The following is a 9,475-nucleotide window of genomic DNA, read 5'->3' as shown; positions in this document are numbered from 1 at the left end:
ATACCACCCAGCAGGTTGATGCCGGTCAGGATACGGTCAAAGGCGCGGTCATAGTAGATACCGGCATAGGCCGTCTGGAGTGTGTTATCCCAGTTTCGGTTGCCCTGGTTGACTCTACCCACGGAGTAACCGGCATAAACACCGCCCAGTCCGTTGTCTTCAAAGGCCCGGTCATAACCGATGGTGAAGGCACCCAGGAAATGGGAGTAGGCCCGTCCGGTGGTGCTGGCTTGACCAAACCCGCTGGCATCAAACCAGAAGTCCTGAATGAGGCCGTTGTCCTGATAGAGGAACTGGCGGTTTTTCAGTTCACGTGTGTAGATCTCCTGTTGCAGGTAGCGGATCAGGTCGTCTGTCATGCGGACACTTGAGGCTCTGAAGTAGCCATCGGAGTCGATGGAGACAACCTTTAGCTGGTATGGTGCGATCTGATTGACCGTCAGGGATTGGCCCTGACCCAGAACGGTTAGTTCATGCGGATCAGCATCCACCGTAAAGGCTGCATCAAACTCGCGGCCTATAATCAGCGTGTTGTCCATTCCGAACCCACCGGCACCATCGCCAAAGGTGATCCGGCCTTGTGTGACTGGCAGATTAAACATCTTCACCGTGTTGTAATTGCCTTCCATCCAGATCGCATGGCTGTCCGGAGCCAGATCAGCGCGGATCGTGCCACTTGTTTCCAGAGTGTTGCGGTCACCAATCATGTGAACACCATAAGAGCGTTTTGTTGCATCCCTTGAAGTGGCGATGATTACGCCGCGGTTTGTCACGTTGGCACTACCGCCGGCACTGCCGGAGACAACAAGAACACCGTGGGCTGTACTGCCACCTGAAGCAAAGATCTCAGCTCCCTGCTGCACTTCAACGGACGATGAGGAGATATTGGGCGCTAAGCTGTAAATGCCTAAGGCACGGTCCCCTGCAAAGACACTGATGCGGCTGTTGCGTTCGATGATCGCTGTGTTTGTGACCGCAATGGCACTTGGTAACTGTGAGAGGCCGATACCCGTGTTTCCTGCCTCAACATTCATGAAGGAGCCTTGGCCCAAGCGGAACAGGTTGTTAGCTGAACGCTGGCGTACGCCTCTTGCATCAGTCTCACCTTTAGCGCGGATATGAGAACCGCCACCCAAAATTGTACGGGCAGCTATCCCACTTTGTTCGATGCCAACAGCCTCGGTTCCGGCATAAACAGCAATTCGCATATTAGATCCGAAGTCAGCGTCACTCTCACCAAAGCCACCAAAGGCAGTATTTTGCTCCACCCCAGTGGCATCTAGTTCTGCGGTAACGGATATATTTCCATTTGATCCCATCCAAATCGAGTTATCACCTACATCACTGAACTGATTTAGGCCGATGGCCGCTGTCCCGGCAGTAACGGATATGTGCTGACCCGATCCGATCCAAAGAGAGTTATCACCATCAAGGTTGAACTGATCGACTCCAACGCCCACTCCCCCTGCGCTAACAATCAAAGGATCATTTGGTCCGATCCAGACCATGTTATTGCCGGTTAAACTGGACTGTGAAATCCCAACGCCCAAACCACCTGCGGTAACGGAAATGTGCGCATCTCGTCCGATCTCGAGAGTGTTATCGCCGTTGGAACTTGCCTGCGATACTCCAAAGGCCCTTTCCACTGCGACAACGGTCAGGTTCCAATTCTCTCCGACCTCGATAGTGTTGTCGCCTTCGCTATTTGTTTGAAAAATCCCATTGGACGAACCAGCCGCGTCAAGGGTCAATTCCCCATTTGACCCGATCCAGATAGAGTTATCGCCGTCACGAGTTGACTGGCCTATTCCATTGGCGTCCAAACCCGCTGCAAGGGTCAAGTGCCCATTTTCTCCGAGCGTGATAGTGTTATCACCGGTGGCACTGTCCTGCACCAGTCCTATGGCGCCGAGATCCGCGATAACGGTCAAGACCCCATTGTCTCCGATTTCGATAGCGTTATCGCCGTTGGCACTAGCTTGCGCTAGTCCCCTGGCGTCAAGATCAGCGGTAACGGACATGTGTTCGTCCGAGCCGATCCAAATAGAGTTATCGCCATTTTCTGTTTCCTGGAGTATTCCGAAGGCCCTTCCCAGCGAGGTAATGGAGAAGGGGTCGTTTGCGCCGATCGAGATTGAGTTATCGCCATTGAGAGTTAACTGCACTACTCCAACGGTGAAATCCCCCCCGTCAACGGTCAGGTTCCAATTCTCTCCGGCATGGATCGTGTTATCGCCATCGAGATTTCTCTGGCTGATTCCAAAGGCGTCCAAACCTGCGGTAACGATCAAAGTTCCATTCGGGCCGATATCGAGAGTGTTATCGCCGTCACGAGTTGCCTGACCTATTCCAGTGGCGTTCAAACCCCCGTCAAGGGTCAAGTCCCCATGTTCTCCGAGCGTGATCGTGTTATCGCCGTTGGCACTTGCTTGCGTTAGTCCGCTGGCGTCGAGATCAGCGGTAACGGACATGTGTTCGTCCGATCCGATCCAAATAGAATTATCGCCATTTTCAGTTTCCTGGAGTATTCCAAAGGCCCTTCCCAGCGAGGTAATGGAGAAGGGGTCGTTTGCGCCGATCGAGATTGAGTTGTCGCCATTGAGAGTTAACTGCACTACTCCAACGGCTAAATCCCCCCCGTCAACGGTCAGGTTCCAATTCTCTCCGGCATGGATCGTGTTATCGCCATCGAGATTTCTCTGGTTGATCCCAAAGGCGTCCAAACCTGCGGTAACGGTTACAGTCCCATTTGGTCCGATATCGAGAGTGTTGTCGCCAGAGATATTACTCTGCTCTATCCCAGTGGCATTGTCTGCCGCGATAACGGCCAAGTTCAAATCTGCTCCGGTCCAGATAGAGTTATCGCCCGAAACATTGATCTGCTGGACTCCAAGAGCATTGTCTTCCGCGATAACGGTCAAGTCCCCATTTGGTCCGATCTCGATAGCGTTATTGCCTTCCTCACTCCGTTGAAATGAACCAGTGGCATCGTCTCCAGCAGTAACGGTTAAAGTCCCATGCTCACCAACCTCAATCGTGTTATCGCCAGTGGTATTACTCTGCGCTATCCCATCGGCGTTGTCTTCCGCGGTAACGGCCAAGTTCAAATCTGCTCCGATCCAGATAGAGTTATCGCCCGAAATATTGAACTGCCGGACTCCAAAAGCATCGTCTTCCGCGATAACGGTCAAGTCCCCATTTGGTCCGATCTCGACAGCGTTATTGCCTTCCTCACTCCGTTGAAATGATCCAGTGGCATCGTTTCCCGCAGTAACGGCCAAAATCAAATCTGCTCCGATCCAGATAGAGTTATCGCCAGAGCTATTACGCTGAACTATTCCATCGGCAATATCTTCCCCGATAACGGTCAAGTCCCCATTTGGTCCGATCTCAATAGCATTATCGCCTTCGTCATTTTCCTGTTGTATTCCATCAGCACTCAATTGCCCGATAGCGGATATTTGCCCATTAGTACCGAGCTCTACAGTGTTATCGCCTGAGAAAGTGTCTTGAGATATTCCAGTGGCCGGTCCCCCTGCTGTAACAGTCAGGTTCCCGTATTCTCCGACCTCGATCGTGTTATCGCCGCCTTCCGCGAATTGCTGGATCCCAAAACCATTTCCGCTGGCGTTACTGTCGATTCTGGAGTTTGCTCCCAACGAGAGGCTGTTGTAACTAGAGCTGGAGGTTTGTTGCCTGATGCCATATGCTGTTCCTCCTGTTGATGTAGAAGTGACATGCGCATCAGAGCTGAACACAGTTGTATTGTTGCCGCTAATAGAATTAGATTGATCAATTCCAAAGGCGAATAACTGTGCTGTAACATCAATCCGGGCACCAGAACCGAATTCAATATTGTTGTCTCCGGTACCAGTCAGATCATGAGACTGGAACACTCCAAAGCCATCCAAACCTCCATTTGCGCTAAGCTGCACATCAGAGCCAAAAATACTTGTTGAGTCACCGTCGCCTGCATTGATTTGAAAAACAGCGCGGGCCCGCTCCTGTGCAACAACATCGATCTGGGTTCCCGATGCAATCTCGGCTCTGCTGTTGCCGGTGCCAGCCGCAACGTGATTTTGCACGATTCCGTTGCCATCACCTGCAGCGTCAACGGTGACTTGTAGGGCTGCCCCGGTCTCAATTAAATTATCTCCATTGGCAGTAGACTGCCCCACTCCATCGGCGGCTGTCCCCCCGAGAACGGATATTCGACCATTGTCTCCGAACTGGACTAAATTGGAGCCAGTAAAACTGTTTTGGTCAATCCCGCGAGCTATCGCGTTAGGGGCGGTCACAGTAATCTGCGCGTTCTCCAGATTAACCGTATGAGAGCCTGTGGGATTGTTTTGCTGCACGCCTCTTACAAACTGAGCATTTGCGGTGTCAGTTGCAGTGATGTCGCCGCCCTCGCGGACGATAAGTGTGTTGGACGTGTCCCCGTTCTGTCTGATGACAGCCAAACTATCGACATTGCCGGGTGAATTGATTGTTCCTGAAACCGGGCCGTGGAGGGTGATTTCGCTGTTAAAGCCATTAGAGCTGATAGCAAAGAAGCCGGGATTAACATCTATGCTGCCGGTGTCCGTGACAAGCACTGTCCCGTCCGCCAACAAAGTGACCGGCGTATTTTGTGGGGCGTTGATCACAATTTGAGCAACGGCACTGCCCGAGAATGAGACTGCGATGATTGTGCTGGCGAGCAAGCCTGCGGTGAATGGAGCAATCCTGCGATAATTCAGTCTTTTGCGCATCAAACACCACCTAGATTCAATGTCTAAGAAAGCATTTCCATTGATGAATCCTGTTTATCCGAGTATCCACCACATCTATACCCATGAAAACTAATTTAGGCATTACAACAAGAAAGAAGTATTCTTGTAAAAACTACTACATAAAGTACGCGCATACTTATTAGGTACATCATTACTACTTGCCTGTTCTTACCGGCGTAGTTGCAGAAATCACTGAAAATATGTAGGGTCGTTTTCCAACTTACATTCGTAGCTCCAAACGTCTCCGGGTGATCAGTTGAGGCAACATTATGGACTCTCAAGAATCTGCATTTGCCGATCGATGTGATTGTGTAACTGACAGAAATACAGAGAGAATACTGATACAGTATTATCTTATTTTGCTTCAAATGAGATCTATTTTATGCTAGCCTTCCCCAACGTAATGGAGGAGAACATGGCTAGTACAGATACTAACTTTCCAAGATTTGTTGAAAAGCTTGCATCAGATCCGGCAAAGACGCCAGCCATGACCGTTTACATGGGCTATCTTGGCCCATCCGACAAAGAGGGCATGGTGCGCATCTATGGCTCACCGGCGCTGAGCCAGTTCACTGAAGTCGCTAAGAATGCCATTCTGCATTCTGAACCAATCTCTGGCGCGCAGATTGATGGGCTCTGTGCATATTGGGTCAGCAAGTCTGAGGTCGTTTCCAGTGGGCGCACCCAGTCATCAAAAGACTTCATTGCCAAACAACAGGCCGCCTTCCTCGAAGGAGATATCTCATCGCGCTTTGCCCCAGGTGCAGCTGCCGGGCTAGGCGGTGGACAGCAGGCCTTCCTGACATCCATTCCGTGCACCATCACGCTGACGATATTCTTATCCTGTCTGCCAATTGATTGCCTACCAACAGCACACTGACGAATTCTGATCTAGTTGAGTATCATCAGGAGTTTTGTATTGTGATTTTGTCCCCTGACACAGTCATTCCCTATCTGCTGGACAGGGGATTAATCACGCCGAGGGATATTGTACAAAATCGAATTCAACTGCGCGACCTTTCCCGGCGCAACCGCAACTATGCTCTCACGTTTCCCGATGGTTCCGGCTACCTCCTGAAACAGGGTGTGGCACAAACAGGCGCGCATAAGCTGTTTCACACCGTGTCCTATGAGGGGGAGGTCTACAGCCTTCTTCATAGCGCCGACTGTCCAATCAACATTAGGTCACACCTTGTACCGTTCCATGGCTTTGACGAGAAAACCGGGATTTTGTGCATTGAACTGATGCCGAGCTTTGACCAGGTCAGGAAGCAGTATTTCCAAAACGCGCAGTTCCCGGTAGAACACAGTCGGCAGTTTGCCAAAACTCTGGCTGAAACCCACCGCCTATCCCCTCAAGATGCAGATAAGCTCCATATTAAAATTGCCAAAAGCCCCGCCCCATCCATTTTTGGCTATGGCTGCCCGGATCTTGATAGCTTTTACAAACTAAGCGCCGCAAGCCAGCAGCTCCTTGGCATTATCCAGGAAACTGAGAGCTTCACCGAACATCTCAACGCCATGCGCGCAGATTGGCGCGAGGATAGCTTCATCCATAGTGATGTGAAATTTGAGAACTGGGCCATCTCCAACCCTGAAACGCAGGAAATCAAGCTGATCGACTGGGAAACTTCCGGCTGGGGCGACCGCCGCTGGGATCTTGGTTCAGTGATCGGAGATTATCTGGTGTTCTGGGTTATCTCCATGCCGCTTTCAGGCGCAACACCTGCGGAGAAAGCCGTGCAAAATACCCGCTTTCCGTTGGAGGTGATGCAACCAGCCATTCGTGAGTTTTGGCACACCTACAGCGCTGCCACTGGCTGGGACGAGCAAAAAAGCGCCGAACAGCTGATCTCAGTCATGCGCTTTGCAGCGCTTAGGTTGTTGCAGGCCGCCATTGAACTCATGCAGACCGCCAATGAAATGTCGGGTGCAGCCGTCACGCTGTTTCAGGTCTCTTACAACATCATGCAGAACCCCGAAAACGCCACCCAAACATTGCTGGATATGGTTGATGCAGAACTTCAATGAGCAGATAACATCTGCCATAGACAATCTCGAAATTCTCTCGCCCACCAGTTTTTCCTGGATGGGGCACCTTTCTGAACCAATTGGCAAGGAAATCGAGGACACGCTCGATGCAGACGCCCTCAAGCACCTTCTGATCTCCCGCATCCAGACTCGGCTTTATGAAAACTTCTATAGCTCCGGTGGTCCTGTGCCCATTCCCTGGCACCGCCGACCGCCAACTGATGTTGCCGAAAAGCTGGAATTACCGAAGAAAATCATCGACGCTTCAACCAGCACCGGTTGGTATCAAAACGGATGGCACATTGAAGAAGTGAAAAAGAATGGTCTTGTGGTGGCAAATGGTCAGCGCAAACTGTTTTGCCGCCCTGATCAGGTCCGACCTATTGAGGACGACTATCTACTGCCCTACACAAAAGTGGATTTGAAAACCACACCGGCCTCACCCTCGCTTTCACCAGGTTATCTGTCACTGTTTGGGAATGCCGGATTTGCGCGGCCAGACGATCCCTCCGTGCGGTTTTATCTGCATGCCAGCCCGGACAGCGTTACAAACCTTGTGGCCAGCCTGACAAAGCTACTCAACGACGAAGATTGCGCCTTCACGCTGAAAGTCATGAATTTTGCCAGCCGTCAGGATCGCTGCGATGCGGTTGTGCTGTATCTCTCCCGAGCCGATTTTCTAAGTCTCAAAGCACCATTGCTGGACGCGCTGAAAACCCTCGCGCCAAAGCTTCTACCGGGAATACCGATGCTGACCAAGCGGATCGCCAATGGTATTGGGATGGCCGACAATCCAATCACGGACCATCGCGACCCGGTAAGCTTTGGCAGCCACCGTTGCCGGCTGATTGCCAGAGCAATGACTGACGCATTTCATACCAAAAAGCCTGAGCTGGAAGCTGTTCTCGCGGCGTTTAAAGCCGAGGGCCTCGACCCTGAAAAACCTTATCTTGGCTCAGACGGACTCGATGAGTTCGACCTGATCCCTGAGGCTAAAAAGTTAGCACCGCACATTCCAGATCAAGCCGAGTGCCTCACAGTTGCCCGGCAGATTGGCGTGGCCCTGGTGAAAAGCGCTATATGGCATGAAAACCGCTGCACGTGGTTTGGTGCCATTAATGAGGTTCATGGCACCGATGCCCCTCAGCTTATGTCGCAAACTCTGCCACACTCACTTTATGGCGGCACGGCTGGTGTTGCTCTGTTTCTCGCCGAACTTTATGCGGCAATGGGCGACATAAGGTTTAAGAAAGCAGCCAACGGTGCCCTTAATCAAACGTTGGCCCAGGAGAACATCGCCACGCCCGGCTTTTACTCAGGCGGTATAGGCCTTGCTTACGCTGCTTTGCGCTTTGAGCATTTAACGGGCGACACAACATTTTCGGAGCTCGCTCAAGGCCTGATCACTGATACAATTGCAGCCAGTAAACAGACAGATATCCTTGAGCTGGGCGCGGGCTTGGCTGGTACGCTGCTTGGCCTTGTGCTCTTACAAAACATGAAACTCGCTGAAGGCCTGAAACCACATATCCGCGCACTGGCCGACACGCTGTGCAAGTCGGCAGCATGGCAAGATGATATGTGCACTTGGCAGATGGATCGTGGAGAAAACCTTGGTATGTTGCATGGCACCAGTGGCATTGCACATAGCCTGCTGAGCGCCCATGCTCTCACCGATGAGCCAAACTATCTTAAAACCGCACTTGGCGCATTGCGTTACACGGACCAGTTTTTCCTCATCGACAAAAACAATTGGCAAGACCGGCGCATGAAGGACAGCACGCGCCATAAACCAAGCGTTTCAACAAGTTGGTGCAATGGAACGGTCGGCATGGCCATGCTACGCACTGCCTTTCTCAAGGAGCAACACGACGGCACAATCCACGCCAATACTATCTTGGCTGCGGAAAGTACTCTAAAAAGTGCAACGAAAGCGATGGCCCGCTCAGGCAGTGATTTTTGCCTCTGTCATGGCCTCTCTGGCAGCGCTGAGGCGCTACAGTATCTTTCAGTATTTCTAGACAGATCTGACCTGCAAGAAGCCGCATCTGAAATTATTGCGCATGGCTATGCTAACTATCATCAAACCGGAAAATCCTGGCCTTGCGGCGTACTGTGCGGCAGTACACCGGGTCTGATGACAGGACTGTCCGGCATCGGTTATTTCTACCTGCGGCAAGCCCAAAAGGACGTACCTTCTCTGCTTATGATCACTTAACAATTGGCAAGGCAGGCGAGAAACTTCAGCGTACATCCCGCCTTACACAACAGCCGCAGTTTCCAGTCCGGCAATGCATCACATGCCGCCTCGCACGCCTGTGCCTTTGCAGCACATAGCACCGGACACGGCACTCCATCCGGATCATCAATATCGTCTTCATCATCTGTCAGCATAAACTCGCCCGTAACGGCAGTCAGGGCTGCAACATAGTCCTTATCTGGTGTCCCTTCACTCTTGGTATCGCAGGCACAAATGTAGCGCTCCAACGCAGACTCTCCATCCGCCCGCACTTCCCTGATCAGATCACGCCCGGCAGCCAGCCCCGGCATACCGTACATTTTTTCCATTACCGCCAGGTAGCTGGCGACAAAGAATCGGTCAACTAAGTGTTTCGTGATATTCGAATCCGTAAACATACTCCCTCCTTTTTCGGACTTACGAGAAGAGC

5 protein-coding genes are annotated in these 9,475 nt (G+C 51.7%); 3 read left to right on the top strand and 2 right to left on the bottom strand.

Annotated elements, in window-relative coordinates:
• Window positions 1-4,754: beta strand repeat-containing protein (locus IE076_RS22285; RefSeq protein ID WP_189439000.1), on the bottom strand; the 4,754-nt coding region annotated here is incomplete at its 3' end.
• A 436-nt stretch (window positions 4,755-5,190) separates the two neighbouring features.
• Between IE076_RS22285 and IE076_RS22280 the strand changes: the two genes are divergently transcribed.
• The 3 genes from IE076_RS22280 to IE076_RS22270 are packed head-to-tail and all read left to right on the top strand — an operon-like array spanning window position 5,191 to window position 9,024.
• Complete coding sequence (locus tag IE076_RS22280; protein WP_189438999.1) at window positions 5,191-5,655, top strand: hypothetical protein; 465 nt, start codon at window positions 5,191-5,193, stop codon at window positions 5,653-5,655.
• Window positions 5,656-5,696: 41 nt separating this feature from the next.
• Window positions 5,697-6,806: a phosphotransferase gene (locus IE076_RS22275; protein WP_189438998.1), complete on the top strand. Its 1,110-nt coding sequence runs from the start codon at window positions 5,697-5,699 to the stop codon at window positions 6,804-6,806.
• Entirely contained in the window at window positions 6,790-9,024 is a 2,235-nt protein-coding gene (locus IE076_RS22270; protein ID WP_189438997.1) for a lanthionine synthetase LanC family protein, read from the top strand. Before IE076_RS22275 ends, IE076_RS22270 begins: the two co-directional genes overlap by 17 nt.
• On the opposite strand, the gene IE076_RS22265 is transcribed toward IE076_RS22270, so the two are convergent.
• Window positions 9,021-9,443: a hypothetical protein gene (locus IE076_RS22265; protein WP_189438996.1), complete on the bottom strand. Its 423-nt coding sequence runs from the start codon at window positions 9,441-9,443 to the stop codon at window positions 9,021-9,023. The genes IE076_RS22270 and IE076_RS22265 overlap by 4 nt on opposite strands.
• Between the last annotated feature and the right edge of the window lie 32 nt (window positions 9,444-9,475).

This window comes from Pseudovibrio japonicus (genome assembly GCF_014651595.1).
Classification (GTDB): Bacteria; Pseudomonadota; Alphaproteobacteria; order Rhizobiales; family Stappiaceae; genus Pseudovibrio; species Pseudovibrio japonicus.
The sequence above is the reverse complement of the archived record's forward strand: the minus strand, read 5'-3'. Positions and strand labels throughout refer to the sequence as shown.